This is a genomic window from Marinitoga aeolica, from assembly GCF_029910535.1.
Classification (GTDB): Bacteria; Thermotogota; Thermotogae; order Petrotogales; family Petrotogaceae; genus Marinitoga; species Marinitoga aeolica.
Genome location: NZ_CP069362.1, coordinates 1,602,933 through 1,618,356 on the forward strand (window position 1 = coordinate 1,602,933; position 15,424 = coordinate 1,618,356).

At 27.9% G+C, this 15,424-nt stretch carries 18 protein-coding genes; 4 read left to right on the forward strand and 14 right to left on the reverse strand.

The window, feature by feature from the left end:
• Positions 1-579, forward strand: a complete 579-nt coding sequence (gene yihA, locus JRV97_RS07455) for a ribosome biogenesis GTP-binding protein YihA/YsxC (RefSeq protein WP_280997663.1) — start codon at positions 1-3, stop codon at positions 577-579.
• 79 nt (positions 580-658) lie between these two features.
• On the opposite strand, the gene JRV97_RS07460 is transcribed toward yihA, so the two are convergent.
• From JRV97_RS07460 to JRV97_RS07520, 13 genes are all read right to left on the reverse strand, one after another.
• Positions 659-1,084 (reverse strand): Fur family transcriptional regulator, encoded by a 426-nt coding sequence (locus JRV97_RS07460; protein ID WP_280997665.1) that lies wholly within the window; start codon positions 1,082-1,084, stop codon positions 659-661.
• Between the two features lie 104 nt (positions 1,085-1,188).
• Positions 1,189-2,214: a transcription termination factor NusA gene (gene nusA / locus JRV97_RS07465; RefSeq protein WP_280997667.1), complete on the reverse strand. Its 1,026-nt coding sequence runs from the start codon at positions 2,212-2,214 to the stop codon at positions 1,189-1,191.
• A gap of 11 nt (positions 2,215-2,225) precedes the next feature.
• Complete coding sequence (locus JRV97_RS07470) at positions 2,226-2,690, reverse strand: ribosome maturation factor RimP (protein WP_280997669.1); 465 nt, start codon at positions 2,688-2,690, stop codon at positions 2,226-2,228.
• A 106-nt stretch (positions 2,691-2,796) separates the two neighbouring features.
• Positions 2,797-5,091, reverse strand: a complete 2,295-nt coding sequence (gene dnaE, locus JRV97_RS07475) for a DNA polymerase III subunit alpha (RefSeq protein ID WP_280997671.1) — start codon at positions 5,089-5,091, stop codon at positions 2,797-2,799.
• Between the two features lie 90 nt (positions 5,092-5,181).
• A complete protein-coding gene (gene rpmB / locus JRV97_RS07480) occupies positions 5,182-5,376 on the reverse strand; it encodes a 50S ribosomal protein L28 (protein ID WP_072862122.1) in 195 nt (64 codons plus the stop codon).
• Between the two features lie 116 nt (positions 5,377-5,492).
• Entirely contained in the window at positions 5,493-7,007 is a 1,515-nt protein-coding gene (gene lysS / locus JRV97_RS07485; RefSeq protein ID WP_407081544.1) for a lysine--tRNA ligase, read from the reverse strand.
• The gene (greA, locus tag JRV97_RS07490; protein ID WP_280997680.1) at positions 6,994-7,494 is read right to left on the reverse strand and encodes a transcription elongation factor GreA; all 501 of its coding nucleotides are present in this window, start codon (positions 7,492-7,494) and stop codon (positions 6,994-6,996) included. The genes lysS and greA overlap by 14 nt, the downstream gene beginning before the upstream one ends.
• Before the next feature lie 12 nt (positions 7,495-7,506).
• Positions 7,507-7,965, reverse strand: coding sequence for a transcriptional regulator NrdR (gene nrdR, locus JRV97_RS07495; protein WP_280997682.1), 459 nt, complete (start codon positions 7,963-7,965; stop codon positions 7,507-7,509).
• Positions 7,962-8,882: a DNA-binding protein WhiA gene (gene whiA, locus JRV97_RS07500; protein WP_280997683.1), complete on the reverse strand. Its 921-nt coding sequence runs from the start codon at positions 8,880-8,882 to the stop codon at positions 7,962-7,964. Before whiA ends, nrdR begins: the two co-directional genes overlap by 4 nt.
• 4 nt (positions 8,883-8,886) lie before the next feature.
• Positions 8,887-9,759: an RNase adapter RapZ gene (rapZ, locus tag JRV97_RS07505; RefSeq protein WP_280997684.1), complete on the reverse strand. Its 873-nt coding sequence runs from the start codon at positions 9,757-9,759 to the stop codon at positions 8,887-8,889.
• Entirely contained in the window at positions 9,753-10,532 is a 780-nt protein-coding gene (gene murI / locus JRV97_RS07510; RefSeq protein ID WP_280997685.1) for a glutamate racemase, read from the reverse strand. The genes rapZ and murI overlap by 7 nt, the downstream gene beginning before the upstream one ends.
• A 20-nt stretch (positions 10,533-10,552) precedes the next feature.
• Positions 10,553-10,822, reverse strand: coding sequence for a hypothetical protein (locus JRV97_RS07515; protein ID WP_280997686.1), 270 nt, complete (start codon positions 10,820-10,822; stop codon positions 10,553-10,555).
• Positions 10,823-10,851: 29 nt separating this feature from the next.
• A complete protein-coding gene (locus JRV97_RS07520; protein WP_280997688.1) occupies positions 10,852-11,193 on the reverse strand; it encodes a hypothetical protein in 342 nt (113 codons plus the stop codon).
• Between the two features lie 144 nt (positions 11,194-11,337).
• On the opposite strand from JRV97_RS07520, the gene yajC reads away from it, so the two are divergent.
• The 3 genes from yajC to secF are packed head-to-tail and all read left to right on the forward strand — an operon-like array spanning position 11,338 to position 14,059.
• Positions 11,338-11,721 (forward strand): preprotein translocase subunit YajC, encoded by a 384-nt coding sequence (gene yajC, locus JRV97_RS07525; protein WP_280997690.1) that lies wholly within the window; start codon positions 11,338-11,340, stop codon positions 11,719-11,721.
• A 20-nt stretch (positions 11,722-11,741) separates the two neighbouring features.
• Positions 11,742-13,154: a protein translocase subunit SecD gene (secD, locus tag JRV97_RS07530; RefSeq protein ID WP_280997692.1), complete on the forward strand. Its 1,413-nt coding sequence runs from the start codon at positions 11,742-11,744 to the stop codon at positions 13,152-13,154.
• Positions 13,151-14,059, forward strand: coding sequence for a protein translocase subunit SecF (gene secF, locus JRV97_RS07535; RefSeq protein ID WP_280997694.1), 909 nt, complete (start codon positions 13,151-13,153; stop codon positions 14,057-14,059). Before secD ends, secF begins: the two co-directional genes overlap by 4 nt.
• Before the next feature lie 117 nt (positions 14,060-14,176).
• Here secF and JRV97_RS07540 read toward each other — a convergent pair whose 3' ends face one another.
• Positions 14,177-15,379, reverse strand: a complete 1,203-nt coding sequence (locus JRV97_RS07540) for a flagellin N-terminal helical domain-containing protein (RefSeq protein ID WP_280997696.1) — start codon at positions 15,377-15,379, stop codon at positions 14,177-14,179.
• Positions 15,380-15,424 lie beyond the last annotated feature (45 nt).

The following is a 15,424-nucleotide window of genomic DNA, read 5'->3' on the forward strand; positions in this document are numbered from 1 at the left end:
ATGTTTAAAAAAGTGGAGTTAATAAAAACTGCATATATGAAAGGTGATTATCCACCACCATTAAATGCCGAAATAGCATTTGCAGGTCGTTCGAATGTAGGGAAATCGAGTTTGTTGAATAAATTATTTGGTATTAAAATAGCTAAAATAAGTTCTAATCCTGGAAAAACAAGATCTATAAACTTCTATAATGTAGATAATAAAGGATATCTTGTTGATTTACCAGGATATGGATTTGCAAGTGTTTCAAAAGAAGAAAAGAAAAAATGGGCAAATTTATTAGAAGATTATTTTGTTAATAGATATTCTTTGCAAATGGTTTTTTTATTGATAGACCATAGACATGAACCGCAGAAAAAAGATATAGAAATGATTCAATGGCTAAGAGAATTAAAAATACCATTTATGATAGTTCTTACTAAATTAGATAAAGTAAAAAAGTCTGAAAGACAGAAAAAATTAAATTTAATAAAATCTGTTCTATCAGGATATGGAGAATATTTATACTTTCCAGTATCTTCAAAAACTGGTGAAGGTATAGGGCTTTTGAAAAATGAAATAAGTAAATTCCTAAAATAGCGGGTAATTATTACCCGCTATTTTATATATTTTGGATATGCAATATTAGTAAAAAAAATACTGCACATTAAGTGCAGTATTATTTGCATTCTGAGCACATTCCATATATCTTTAAATCAAAGTCTTTAATTTCGATATTTTCGTAAGGTAATATGCTTTTAATTTTATCTTTATCAAGGTCAAGTTTCACAGCTTTTCCACAATTTTCACATATGAACAATACTTTTGGTTCATTTTCTATTTCTTCTATTAACTCATATCTGGGTGTTCCGTCTTCAAAATTGACTTTTCTTATAATTCCTAATTCTTCTAAAAGATCAATACCCCTTTTAACAGTCATTTTACTTGTTTTATGGTTTTTTCTTTTTCTAATATTCATATAAACATCATCTAAACTCATTAATCTTCCTTTTGATTCCATAAATATTTTTAAAATCAACTCTCTTTGTGCTGTCATTCTTTGTTTTTTATCTCTGAGAACTTTTTTCAAAACCTGTTGGGACATAGTGTTAAATCCGCCTCCTCATTTTTTAGTTCGATTCAATTTTACAGCAAAAAGAAGACTTTTTGATTTAAGTATTATTAAAATTGTGTTCCTTTTTAATTAATTCAAACAGTGTGTATATCTATTTTCCAACCGGTAATTTTGGCAGCAGCTCTTGCGTTTTGACCACCTTTACCTATTGCCAGAGAGAGTTGATTTTCTGGCACATGAACCAGAGCCATTTTGTTTTTCTTATCTAATTTTATATTTAAGACCTGAGCGGGAGCAAGTGCGTTTTTTATTAATTCTTCAATATTATCAGACCATTTTATAACATCTATTTTTTCTAAGTTTTTTAAATCTTCTAATATTTGACTAATTCTAACACCATTTTCACCAATACATGCTCCAACTGGGTCTATTTTTGGATCTTCAGAATATACAGCTATTTTACTTCTAATTCCGGGTTCTCTATAAACTTTTTTAATTTTTACAATACCATCTTCAATTTCTGGAATATTCATTTTAAATAATTCTTCAACAAACTCTGGAGCACTTCTTGTTACCAAAATTTTTGGACCTTTTGTAGTTTTTTGAATATTTTTTATATATACTTTTATAATATCTCCAGAATATAATGATTCATTTGGAATCCATTCTTTTTTAGGTAATTTTGTTTCTAATTTGCCTATTCTTATATCAGCATATTCATTTGTTACTAACAATACCTCGGCAGTTGTAATTTTACCTTCAAGTGGAGAGTATTTATGATATAAGTTTTCTTTTTCTATTTCTCTTATACTTTGTTTAATTACTTGTTTTGCAGTTTGAGCCGCTATTCTTTTGAATTCTTTTTTAGGGTTAATTTTTTTCTTTACTAAATCACCTATTTGGACTTTTGAATTAATTTTTTTTGCATCTTCAATAGATATTTCCTCTCCTTCATTTTCAACCTTTTCAACAACCTTTAATATCTGATATATACTGATTTCACCATGATTTTTGTCAACTACTACTTCAACATTTTCCATTTCATAATTATTTTTATAAGCCTTTTCAATGGCTTTTTCAATAATTTCTAGCAACACTTCTTTTTTTATATCCTTTTCCCTTTCTAATTCTTCTAAAGCTTCAATTAAAACAACATTCATTTTATCACCTCCTATAAATCTATTTCCAGATTTGCTCTAAGTATTTTAGCATAAGGTATTTTTATCAATTTTCCGCCATCTTTTTCTTTTACGAGAATAATATCATTTTCAATATTCACAATATAACCTTTTATAGCAGTTCTATTTTCGATTCTCTCTCTTAATATAATTTTTGCAAGGTTACCTTTAAAACGAATATAATCGTTTAAATTTCTTAAAGGTCTATCTAATCCTGGAGAACTAACTATTAAATCATAAGAAGTTTCTATAAGGTCTTTTTCGTCTAAATAAGATTCAATTTCCCTGGAAAAAATTTCACACTCGTCTATTCCAACATAACCATTTAATTTATCTATTATTATTTCTAATTTCAACTTTTTTCTCACTTTCTTTAGAGAAATGTCAAAAATTTCTAAATCCATTTTTTTAGCGATTTCATCAGCTTTTTCTTTTATCAGGTCTTTAATATTATTCATATGTCTTACACCTCCTTATTTTAAATAAAAGAGAGTTCGAGGGCCTAGCCCTCGAACATCTTAATGTTTTATTTCAATTGGATTATATCATATTTTTTTTATAAAATCAAGACATACTCTGTATAGAAATACTAAAACCGAAAACTTCTTTTTCAAAATTAATTATATCTTCTTTTGAGGTTGTGATTTTCTTATCATTATTTTCAATATTTTCTCCAAAAACGTTGGATAATATTTTTTTAGAATCTTCACTAGCATACATTTCAATTTCTGAAATTTTTCTAAATAATTTTCTTCTATTTTTATCAAATATATCAAAAGTTCCACCTTTAATCATTTGTTCAATAATATTTCTTGTTATCCCAATATTTTTTGACCTTTTTATGAAATCTTCAAATGATATATATTTCCCATTTTTTTGAATATCTTCTAAAATACGCTTTTCTGCGAATTCTCCTACACCTTTTATTATTCGTAGAGGTAAAGTTATATGATTTTTTTTAGTTAATCCTATAGGATGGTTTATAGAAGGAATATCTAGGTTTATATTCATAAGTTTTATTTCATTAAAAAGCTCAAAAGAAAAACCTTTATATTTAATGTATTCAAGATAAAATTTTTCTGGATGTAAACTTTTTATTTCAGTAATCCAATAGCTTAAATGGGCATAAGCAACACTATGAGATTTATTAAATGCATATTGAGCAAAATTTTCAATTTTAGAATACAATTTTTTTGCTTCATTAATACCAATTATTTTAGCAGCGTTAGAAATAAATTTTGATTTTAAATTTTCAATTTTTTCAACATTCTTTTTAGCAATAGCTTTTCTAAAATTATCGGATTCATAAGGAGTTAATCCGCCCAATTTTTGAGCTAAATACATAACTTGTTCCTGAAATATAATAACTCCCTTTGTTTCCGATAGAAGTTTTTTTAAATATTCTTTACTGTTACCTTCAAGATATTCATCGAACATTCCAGAATTTAATGGACCTGGCCTATTTAATGCTAGAAGAATATACAACTCATCAAAATTTTTTGGCTTTAACTTTTTAGCTAATTTTTTAGCAAGATTGGATTCAAGTTGAAATATTCCTTCAGTTAAACCTTTTGATATTATTTCATAAACTTTTTTGTTATTTAAATTTTGAAAATGATATTTTGAATATTTAAAATCGAATTTTTTTAGTAGAGAAAGGGTATCAAGGGATAATAAATCGAATTTTTCTATACCAATTTCTTTTAATTCATCCATTTCCCATAAAGTTATAGAGACTTTTCTCGATAAATCAAGAGGAATATGATCTTTTAGAGGTTTGTCAGATAAGATTATTCCGGCAGCATGAACGGATTCAGCAATTTCTAATCCTTCTAAATAGAATGCAAGAATATAATAGTCTTTAAATTGGGGATTTTTATATAAATGAATATTTTCAGGAGATCTTATGGGTTTTTTAAACCTATTTGAGTAATCGACCTCTAAAAATTCTTTTAATTTTTTGAATACACTTTTGCTTTTCATTTTTACATATGTTCTAACCTGAGCTATTTCAAATTCCCTTGAAAGATTTTCTATAATTAAGTCTCTTTTTTCTGACTCTACATCAATATCAATGTCAGGAAGCTCTTGTCGGGAAACATTTAAAAATCTTTCAAAATATAGATTGTATTTTATCGGATCTATAAGTGTTATTCCTAACAAATAAGCTACGAGAGATCCTACAGCAGAACCTCTTCCAGGTCCAACAAGACTGCCTGTTTTTTTTGCTATATCTATTATTTTTTTTACTGATAAAATATAATCAGATACATTTAATTTTCTTATAACTTCTAATTCGCTTCTTAACCTTTCAACATAATTATCTGGTAATTTGCTTATTAAAGGCAAGATTGTTTCATATAATTTTTTAAAACCTCCCATTTTAGGAATACCAATGTAAAATTCTGAGATTTTATAATCAAATTTTGTTTTTATAATATAATTATATAATCTCTTATCTACATAATTTTCTATTCCATAATCTTTTTTTATATAATCACCTTCGATATCATTTGTCAATTCTGAAAATCTTTTTGTTGGATAGACAATCTTTTTTAAAATATAATCTTTTTCAATAGATGGAAATTTAATTTCAATTCCGTTATAAAATTTGATTAACTTTTTTAGATCATTAGAATTTTTAGGAACATAAATCCTATCCCCTTTTTCAAATAGTATGATAGGTTTTAGTTTGTATTTATTGCACAATGAAATAAAACTAATCCATGATTTTGGATGATCTTCAAATAATGCGATTCCATCATAATGAAATTTTTTTGCTAAAGGTATTAAATCCCTTAATTGTATATACGATTTTCCTATTGATTTAGAGGTAACAACAGGACCTAATATCTTCAAAATACCACCCTCATTTTTGTATGCAATTTCTAATTGATTATTATCTATATTATAACATAAAAAGCGCCCTACGGCGCTTTTTATATGTTTTTATATAGCTCTTTTAACTTTTCCAGCTTTTAAACAGCTTGTGCATACATTCATTCTTTTAACAGTACCATCTTCTAAAACAACTTTTACTTTTTGGATATTTGGTTTCCACCATCTTCTTGTTGTTACTTTTGAGTGAGCAACACTATTTCCAGCTGTTGGTCTTTTACCACACACTTCACATACTCTAGCCATTTCAATCATCCTCCTATATTTTATTATTATATTATTTATTTTTATAAGATTAAATAACAATAACCTTTATATATTATATACATAAAGATGAATTTAATATTTAAAAAAGGTTAATTTTATTCGTCGGATTCCATTAATTTTTCTTCGTCTTCAAATTTCATAGGTTTAACTATTGGGTAAGCTATAACATCCCTTATTGTTTCTGCATTTGTAAGGAACATTACAAATCTATCAATTCCAATACCTAAACCGCCAGTTGGTGGAAGACCATATTCTAAAGCTCTAACAAAATCTAAATCCATCATCTGAGCTTCCTCATCACCTTTTTCTTTTAATTCCACCTGCTTTTTAAATCTTTGCATTTGATCAACAGGATCATTTAATTCGCTAAAAGCATTAGCTAATTCTCTTCCATATATAATTAATTCAAATCTTTCTGTAACTCTTGGATCTTCCCTATGTCTTTTTGCCAATGGTGATATTTCTACAGGATGTTCTAATACGAATGTTGGTTGAACAATCTTATCTTCTACTAAAGACCATAATTCATCAATATAATGACCTTTATCTTCAACCATTACCTCTACACCATTTTTTTCTAAAACTTCAACTAATTTTTCATCAGGATCTTCTAATATATCAACTCCAAGATGTTCTTTGATAAAATCTCTCATTTTTACTCTTTTAAATGGTGGTTTAAAATCAATTTCAACACCTTGATAATTTATTTTTGTTGTACCATGTATTTTTTCGACAACATAAGACAAAACGTCTTCTGTAATTTTCATCATATCAGTATAATCAGCATATGCCTGATATAATTCCATCATTGAAAACTCTGGATTGTGTTTATAAGATACTCCTTCATTTCTGAAATTTTTTCCAATCTCGTAAATTTTTTCCATACCACCAACAACTAATCTTTTTAAATATAATTCTGGTGCAATTCTTAAATACATATTAGTGTCATAAACATTTAAATGTGTAATAAAAGGTCTTGCATTTGCTCCTCCTAAAATAGGATGTAAAATAGGAGTTTCTACTTCGATAAAACCTTTTGAGTTTAAGAACTCTCTTATATATCTAATAGCTTTAAATCGTGTAACAAATGTTTTTAAGCTTTCATCATTTGCTATCATATCAACATATCTCTGTCTATATTTTACTTCTTTATCCTTTAAACCATGCCATTTTTCTGGCAAAGGCCTTAATGCTTTAGAAAGAATTTCAAAATCAAGTACTAATAATGTCAATTCGCCTGTATGAGTTTTAAAAGGAAATCCTTCTATTCCAATCCAATCACCAATATCCATATATTTTTTAAATTCATCAAATTTTCCATCTTGAACCTTATCTTTTCTTATATAAGCTTGAATCCTACCTGTATCATCTTTTAAAACAATGAAAGCGGATTTTCCATGTTTCCTTATTGACATTACTCTTCCTGCAAATTTAAATACTTCATTTTCTAATAATTCACCGTCAGAAATATTGTTATATTTCTCTTTAATCTCTTCAACTTTCATATCCTTTTCAAATCTATAAGGATATGGATTTCTTCCTTCTTTTCTTATCTCTTCAATTAATTTTAATCTTTGTTCTCTTAAATCGCTCAAATCAAGCACCTCCATATTTTAATATAGCTAAAATTTCAAGTTCTCTTTCTTTATTTAGTGGCGTTTTAAACTTAATTCTATCACCAATTCTCTTTTTTAATAAAGCCCTTCCTAGTGGCGATTCGGAGCTAATTTTTTTAGGTTCTGAAAAAATATCTGCTTCTTGAGAATTAACAATTTTATAGGTTTCTTCAATATTCTTTTTTAAATCTTTAACTATAACAGTATTTCCTAAATTTACCTCTTCATTATTGCTTTCCGATTCATCAATAACTTCAGCATTTTCCAGGATATAATCTATTTCTTTAATTCTTGAATCTATTTTACCTTGTTCGTTTTTCGCTTCTTCATATTCACTATTTTCAGATAAATCTCCGAGTTCTCTTGCTTCTTTAATTCTTTCAGCTATTTCTGTCATTAATTTATTTTTTAGTGCTTCTTTCTCTTTTATTAAACTTTCATAACCTTCTCTGGTTAATTGTATTTTCTCACCTGGAATCATATTTAAACCTCCTTAATTTTCTTTTTTTCTTAAGTCATTTATTATTTTTACGAAATGATCTAAATCCCCAAACTCTTTGTAAACAGAAGCAAATCTAACATAAGCAACATGATCTATTTTTTTTAATTCGTTCATGATCATATCACCAATTTTAACGCTTTCAATTTCTGATGTTCCCATTTTTCTAATTTTTTCTTCTATTTCGGCTACTAAATTTTCAATTTGTTCATAACTTATAGCTCGTTTATGACAAGCCTTTATGAGACCATTTAAAATTTTTTGTCTATCGAAAATTTCCCTTTGCCCGTTCTTTTTAATTACAAAGATTTTATGAGTTTCGTATCTTTCATAAGTTGTGAATCTGCTATTACATCTTAAACATTCACGTCTCCTTCGCGTCACAGTACCTTCTGCAATTGTTCGAGAATCTAAAACCCTGGTTTCTTCGAAACCACAATAAGGGCATTTCATGGCAATTCACCTCTTTTTAAATCATTTGCGATTTTTTCTAATTTTTTCATTTTATAATATAAGGTGGATTTTGATATATTTAAATTTTCAGCCATTTCACTTAAACTATCACTTTCGTTTTCAAGTCTATATAAAGCTATTTGTTTTAAATCGTCTGGTAAATTATCCAATCCAATATTATTTAAAATTATAGTTATATTTTCAATTTGTTTTGAAGCACTTTCAGCAGTTTTTGTAGCATTTGCTGAGATAAAATTAAATGTTCGCGACACATTGCTTTTTAATTCGCGAACTTTGATAATAGTTGATATTTTTTCCACAGATTTATGAGCTCCAATTAATTCTAAGACATTTAAAATATCTTTAGATGATTTTATGTATATTTTTATTTTATTATTTTTTGTTATATAATTAGCTTTGATTCCTATAAGATTTTGTAAATTTTTTATTATCATTTGAGCAAAGAGTTCTGTGAAGTCTGAGAATATTTCAAAATGATAATTTTTAGTAATAGAAACAGATCCACAACTTAAAAATAAACCTCTCAAAAAAATACCAAATAAATAAGGATCTTTAGCGATATAATTTGGGACACCATCTGAGAAAATATCGATATTTCTTTCTTCAAATATAATTTTTGCATGCATTAGATTAAAATATAATTCTCCCATTCTTCCAAGTTTAAGCCTTTTTTCAATTTTTATATATGTAGTTATCCATTCTTCAAATAATTCTTTGGAAAGTTTATAAACCCTTTTTAAGGTATTCATAGAAGAAATTGATAATTTTAAGAAATGATTATCTTCTTCTATAACAAAACTTCCTTTTCCTTTTATAAATCCAAATAATTCAATTTCAGGGTAATCAATCTTTGAATTTACCAGTTCTAATTTAACTTCTTCGGAAAATACAGACATAATATCACCTATTGATATCTCTATGATAAATAGAAACATTATAATTTTTTGATTTTAATAAAGCATATAATTTTTCAGCAACATATACAGATCTATGTCGCCCACCGGTGCAACCTATGCCAACATTTATAGATACTCTTCCTGTTATAGAATACCATTTTTGAATTTTTATCAAAATTTCAAATATTGAGTTAACAATCTCTTTGGACTCTTCGAAATGTTCCAGGTAATCTATAATCTCCTTATCTTTACCAGTTTGTACAAACAATTCTTTTATATAATAAGGATTTGGAAGAAACCTTACGTCAAATAGATAATCTAAATCATTTGGTGATGAATATTTAAAACCAAAACTAATTATTTTTATTTTTGTATTATTTTCTTTTTGTTCGTCTAAAATTTCAAATATTTTTTCTCTAAATTTTGAAGGTTCAAGATTTGTTGTATCAACTACAATATCTGATATTTCTTTTATAGGGTTCATCAATTCAATTTCTTTGTCTATAGATTCATCAAGTGTTAAATTTGAATTTTGTAAAGGATGTCCTCTTCTTGATTTCATAAATCTTATTTTTATTGTTTCTATAGAAGAATCTAAAAAAATTACTTTGAAAGTAATATCGGTGTATTTAAAACGTTTTCGTATTTTTAGGATTTCTTTTTTTAGTTCTTTTGGATTTTTCCATCTTATATCACTAACAAACGCAATGTTATCAATATCAGAACTATTTAATAACATTATTAAAAATTCCTCAATCAAATGAGGCGGAATATTATCTATTGTGTAATAATTGATATCTTCTAAAATCTTTAAAATTGTAGTTTTTCCAGCGCCAGATAAACCGGTAATTAACAATATTTTTCTTTTTTTTACCATAAAACCACTCCGTTTTCCCCAAGGATTAAGGAGGAATATTTTACATTATAATTGTTTCTTCCTAAAATTCTTTCGGAATTATGTATAAACTTGTGTAAATCTCCTGAAATATAAAATTGGATTTCAGGTGATGAATTTATAATTGGCAAATGTAACTTTAATGATTCAACAATTCCATCAGCAGGATCTATTATTTTTCCTTTGACAACTTTTTTTATGTGTTTTTCTAATATTGGATAATGTGTACAACCTAAAATTATTTTATCATATTTTCTTTGTTTTTTTAGATAAAAATTTACAATAGATTCAGCTATAGGGCCATGCCATATTCCTTCTTCGATAAGAGGTACAAACAAAGGACACGCTATTTCAGTTAGTTTTGTATTTTTGGAGATTAATAATTCTCTATATGTACCTGTTTTCACTGTATTTTCAGTAGCTAATAACAATACATTTTCCTTTTCTTTTATTTGGGAAATGGCGTTTTCTAAGATGCTAATATATTTAAAGTTATATGAACCTATATCTATATAATTTCTTAAAATTATTGAATCAGATGTATTACAGGCCGCAACAACGATGTCTATTCCAATTTCTTCGTAAAATAGGAATAGATTCTTTAGTATATGTATGATTTTTTTAATTGGTTTTGAACCATAAGGAACATTTAAAGTATCTCCGAAATAAAAATAGTGGTGGCCTTTAAAGGTATCGACCACCTTTTTTAAAACGGTTAAACCACCTATTCCGGAATCAAAAAAGCCTATTTTCATTTTCACACCACCAAATTTCTTTATACTTTATTATGGGAGACAAAAGAGACTTTATCTATTAGTTCTTTTAAGCCATTTTTTAATTCTAATTTTTCCAGATTTTCATTTAAAAGAAGAAATAACAATATATGAACCAGATCTGGATTGTTCATTTTAGAATATATTTCTTCTACATTCCTTTTTATATTTTCTAAAATTTCACTTACAACTTCTTCTGGTTCATCGGTAATAAAATCGTATTTTTTTCCAAGTAAATCAAAATATATATGTTTTTGTCTCTTGTCTCCCATAATTTCACCGCCTCTATACTATAACTATATTACCATTTAGGCTCTTCGTGGGAAGTACCCTCTATGTTTGAGGAATCATTTGAAATTGTTTCATCAGGAATATAAGTTTCTGATGTTGCCTCAGAATTTTCTTCTCCTAAAATTTCTTTCAATTTATAATTGATTTCTTGAATGTATTTTTCCATTTCTTCTTCATTCTTTTTAAATTCATCAATTTGGTTTTTTAACATATCCCTTTCTCTTGTAAGATTTTCATATTCTGCATAAAGCTCTTCACTTTCTTTTTTTAATGCGTCTCTTTCTTCTTTGACTTTGTTGTATTTTTCTGTAAGGTTGTTTATAATACTTTCAAGTTCTTTTAAAAGTTCCATTTTCATACCCCCTTGATTGTTTTTCAATCATTTTTTCCACAAAAATGATAAAATTCCCTTTTAATTATATCATAAAAATTTCCATAAATCACAAATCTGTGTTATAATATTCTAAGAAAAAATTAATTTGGAGGTGAAGTTATTATGAATTTTCACAGTATAACAAATTTTTTATTTTTTGGCCCACCTGAGTCAGCTGCTCCTCAAACAAGCGCTGGTGCTGCTGCATCAACTTCAGCTACGGGAAGTATTTGGAGTTTATTATTTCCATTTATTTTGATTTTTGGGTTAATGTATTTCTTAATTATAATGCCACAAAAAAGGCAGGAAAAAAAGCACAAAGATATGTTATCTAAGCTAAAAAAAGATGATAAAATTTTAACTCAATCAGGAATAATAGGAAAAATAGTGAATATAAATAATGATTTTGTTAGAATTAGAACAGCGGATAAAACAGAATTAGATATAACTAAAAGTTCAATAGTGGCAATTCTTTCTAAATCAAATAAAGAAGAAAATAAAAAGTAATTTTCAAGGGGGTTGGTTTTGTGAAGTCACACAAAGTTAGAGTAATCATTTCGGTAGTAGTTATACTAACAGCATTATTAATGTTTTTCTGGCCATCAAAAACAGCCAGCGAAAATACAGGAGTTTTTAAGTATTTTTCTAATATTAAACTTGGATTAGACATTAAAGGCGGAAGTATGTTGGAATATAACATGAAACTGGATGAAGGAACAGATCCAAATGAAATTATTGATAATGTTATTTTGGTTTTAAGAAAGAGGTTAGATGCTGCAGGATATACAGAAGCTGTTGTATCCAAAGTAGTTAGTGGTAATAAGATAAGAGTTCGTGTTGAAATACCAGGAATTACAGATATCGAAACTGCAGAAAAATTGATAGGTAGCAGAGGTAAATTATATTTTGCTGAAGTAATAGATGTACAAACATCTGATACCAAACCAGTAATCAGAAGAAATAAATATGTAGTTATCAATGGTAAAGAGGAACCCATATATGATTATGTGAGAGATTTATATGATGAAACGACATGGTATAAAGTTCAAAAATACTTTACATTTGGAAAAGAACCTTTTGAATTTACAGGAACAGAAGTTGTTGATGCTAATGCCGATATTAATACAAGAAAAAAAGGCTTTTTGGTAAATTTAAAATTTAGTTCTCAAGGAAGCAAAAAATTTGAATTGATAACTGGAAATTTGGTTGGAAAAAGATTGGCTATTATTTTGGATAATAGAGTTATTATTGCGCCAGTTGTTAATCAGAAAATTACAAGTAGTTCAGCTGTAATTGAAGGTATCCAAACCATTGAAGAAGCAAGAAATGTAGCAGCTTTGATAAAAGCAGGAAATTTACCAGTTGATTTAGTAAAATTCCAGGAAAGAACAACAGGTCCAACATTAGGAAGAGATGTTGTTGAAACAATAGTAAAAGCAGGATTATTAGGTTTATTAGTTGTTATGGTTTATATGATAGCTTTTTATGGATGGATGGGTGTTGTTGCAGATATTGCATTGCTATTTAATTCAGTATTATTATTAGGAGTTTTAGCCGGTACTCATGCTATTTTAACTTTACCTGGTTTAGCAGGTATTATATTAACTTTTGGTACAACTGTTGATGGTAATGTAATTATTTATGAAAGAATAAAAGAGGAATTAAGACATGGAAGACCTCCTTTGACAGCCGTTAGATTTGGTTTTGACAAAGCATTTTGGACCTTATTTGATGCAAATTTAACTACAGTGTTAGCAGGTGTTGTATTATATTATTTTGCTACAGGTACTGTAAGAGGATTTGCAATTACATTAATTATTGGTGTTTTAGGTAGTATGTTTACAAACTTAGTTGTATCAAGAGCAATTCTTGAATCCACAAGTCATCTAATTAATGTGAAAAAATATCAAAGTGCGGCTGTAGAGGAGGGGAAAAGATGATTGATTTTGTTGGGAAAAGAAAAGTATTTATTCTTTTATCTTTATTATTAGTAATAACAGGTTTAATATTTGTTTTCACCAAAGGTTTTAATTTAGGTGTGGATTTTGCAGGAGGAACAGAGTTTGTAATCTCCTCTGATAAAGAAGTAAGTATTAACGAAATAAGAAATATATTGAGTTCAATAAAATCAGATTATGCTACAGCAAAAATTGCTAAATTAAAAAATTTAAATGTTAAAAATTCTGAATTGTTTCAATATTCTGTAGTGTTAAAAGAATCATTATCAGGTTCTACAGCATTAAAAGAAGAATTAATAAAATCTATGAAAAGTAAATTTTCAGAAAAAGATATAAAGATTGATTTTTTGGAATTTAACGATGTTTCTGGTTATGCTGCAGAAGAAATTAAATCATATGCATGGTATGCAGTTATTATTTCTTTAGTATTATTATTAGCTTATATAACATTAAGATTTAAATTTTCATTTGGTATAGGTGCAATTATAGCTTTAGCGCATGATATTATTATTACAATGGGATTTTATTCTATATTTGGTATTGAAATTAATGTTGCTGCAATTGCTGCGTTTTTGACATTAGCAGGTTATTCGCTAAACGATACTATTGTTGTATATGATAAAATAAGGGAGAATATGAAAAAATTAAGAGGAAAAAAGAGTATTGAAGAAATTGTTAATACAAGTATCAATGAAGTTATAGTTAGATCAATAAATACATCACTTACAACATTTTTAGTCGTATTGCCAATATTGATTTGGGGTGGAAGAGCAATTGCACCATTTGCTTTTGGATTAGCAGTAGGTGTTGTTGTTGGTACTTATTCTTCATTGTATATTGCAAGTCCTATTGTTATTGGTTGGATAAAAAAGACAAAAGTACTTTAATATATCAAAAAACTCCTCCATTTTTGGAGGAGTTTTTTGATATGAAATAGAACAAAATATTAATAATAAAAAAGGATAATAAAAAAGGGCGAATCCATTCGCCCTTTAATAGAATTATTATCTTAGTAATTGTAATACTTGTTGAGGTAATTGATTAGCTTGAGATAGCATAGCGGTACCAGATTGCATAAGTATCTGTTGTCTTGTATATTCTGCCATAACCTTAGCCATATCAGCATCTCTAATTCTTGATTCAGCAGCTGTTAAGTTTTCAGAAGCAACACCTAAGTTTTTAATAGTATGTTCAAGTCTATTTTGAGCAGCACCTAATTTAGCTCTAAATGCAGAAACTTTATAAACAGCAGCATCTATAGCACTAACAGCAAATTCAGCACCACTTTGTGAATCGATTTTTACACCTGATGTAATTCCAATATCATCAGCTTTCATACTCTCAAAACCAAGATTGATAACTTGTCCTTCATTAGCACCTATATGATAATTTAATGGATTTACACCGGTTGAACCAGCTGTAACCTGTCCATATACTGCAACTGCTGCACCATCAACTTTTGTTCCAGAAGCCAGTGTTCCACCGTAGTCACTGATAGTTGCAATTTGATTTGAATCCCATGTAATTCCGACAGTAGCGGTTCCTCCACTTAATGTAGCAGTAACTCTTGAACCAGATAAAGTTACACTTGTAATTGTAACTTGTGAAACCCCATTAGAATCAATTCTTGAAATTTTGATATCTAATTGAGAAGTAGCTCCGCCTTTGAATTGACCGACTTCAATAATAAAGTTTCCGCTTGAAGTAATGTTAGATGAATAAGCACCAACAGCAAAATGAGCTGAACCAGGTGAAACTAATTTTGCTTCTGCATCTCTTGTTTCCTTTAAAGAACCATCCAATAGGTTTTTAGTGTTAAATTGTGTTGTTTTAGCAATTCTATCAATTTCATCTCTTAATTCAGAAAACTCATTTTGTAGTTGAACTCTATCAGCATCAGTGTTTGTGTCCGTAGATGATTGAACAGCTAATTCTCTCATACGCTTTAATATTGAATGGATTTCATCCATTCCGCCTTCAGCAGTTTGAATCATAGAAATAGCATCTTGTGCATTTCTTACAGCAGTGTCAAGACCTTTTATTTGGTTTCTCATTTTTTCAGAGATTGCCAATCCAGCTGCATCGTCTGCTGCTCTGTTAATTCTTAAACCAGAAGAAAGTTTTTCAAGAGATTTACTCATCTCACCTTTAACAGAATTAAGGGTTCTCCATGCGTTTAAAGCTTCCATGTTGTGATAAATTCTCATAATTTCACCTCCGTGTGAAATGTAATATATTTTTCAACCGTTATA